Source organism: Bradyrhizobium sp. 62, from assembly GCF_023073035.1.
Classification (GTDB): domain Bacteria; phylum Pseudomonadota; class Alphaproteobacteria; order Rhizobiales; family Xanthobacteraceae; genus Bradyrhizobium.
On record NZ_JADPIT010000004.1, the window covers coordinates 79,843 to 81,100 of the forward strand.

Sequence of the window (1,258 nt, forward strand, 5' to 3'; positions counted from 1 at the left end):
AGTGCGCGTTAATAGTGTACGATCACAGCCCCAGCACCGCCTTGGCGATGATGTTGCGCTGGATTTCGTTGGAGCCGCCGTAGATCGAGACCTTGCGGTTGTTGAAGTAGCTCGGCGCGATCTGGGCGGTCCAGTCCATGGCTTCGTTCGAGCCGTCGTCGCCGTGCACGTCGTAGGGCGCGGCGAACGGGCCGATCACTTCCATCAGCAGCTCGGTGGTGGTTTGCTGGATCTCGGAGCCCTTGATCTTCAGCACGGAGGACGCCGGATTGGGCTTGCCCTTGCCGTGCTTGCCTTCGTCGGCGACGACGCGGAGCTGCGTCAGCTCGAGCGCCTTGAGCTCGATCTCGCAGGCCGCGAGCTTGTCACGGAAGGCCGCGTCCTGGATGATCGGCTTGCCGCCGGATTCGACCTTACCGGCGAGATCTCGGATGCGGCGGAGCCGCTCCTTGGAGACGCCGACGCGGGCGATGCCGGTGCGCTCATTGCCGAGCAGGAATTTCGCGTAATCCCAGCCCTTGTTCTCCTCGCCGATCAGGTTCTCGTAGGGCACTTCGACGTCGTCGAAGAAGACCTCGTTGACCTCGGCGCCGCCGTCGATGGTCTGGATCGGGCGCACGGTGACGCCCTTCGACTTCATCGAGAACACGATGAAGGAGATGCCCATCTGCTTCTTGGCGGACGGGTCGGTGCGGCAGAGGCAGAAGATCATGTCGGCGTGCTGGGCGAGCGTCGTCCAGGTCTTCTGGCCGTTGATGATCCACTTGTCGCCCTTGCGCTCGGCCTTGGTCTTCAGCGAGGCGAGGTCGGAGCCGGAGCCGGGCTCGGAGAAGCCCTGGCACCACCAATCGTCGACATTGGCGATGCGGGGCAGATACTGCTTCTTCTGCTCTTCATTGCCGAAGGTGTAGATCACGGGACCGACCATGCTGACGCCGAAGGCGAGCGGCTGCGGCGCCGGATAGGACTGCAGCTCTTCGTTGAAGATGTAGTGCTGCACGGAGGTCCAGCCGGTGCCGCCATATTGCTTGGGCCAGTGGCTGACGCCCCAGCCCTTCTTGTTGAGGATGCGCCACCACGTCACCATCTCGTCCTTCGAGAGGTGGCGGCCCTCGACCAGCTTGCGCCGCGTATCCGGCGGCACGTTGTCGCGGAAGAATGACCGCACTTCCTCGCGAAACGCCTGCTCTTCTTTCGTGAATGCGAGATCCATCGGATCCTCCTGTGAACGTGTCGTCCCGGCGAAGGCCGGGACCCA

At 63.4% G+C, this 1,258-nt stretch carries 1 protein-coding gene; it reads right to left on the minus strand.

All coding sequences use genetic code 11. The features are described 5' to 3' along the window. Positions 1–22: 22 nt before the first annotated feature. On the minus strand, positions 23–1,213 hold the full coding sequence (gene pimC, locus IVB47_RS02920) for a pimeloyl-CoA dehydrogenase large subunit (RefSeq protein ID WP_027570171.1): 1,191 nt from the start codon (positions 1,211–1,213) through the stop codon (positions 23–25). Between the last annotated feature and the right edge of the window lie 45 nt (positions 1,214–1,258).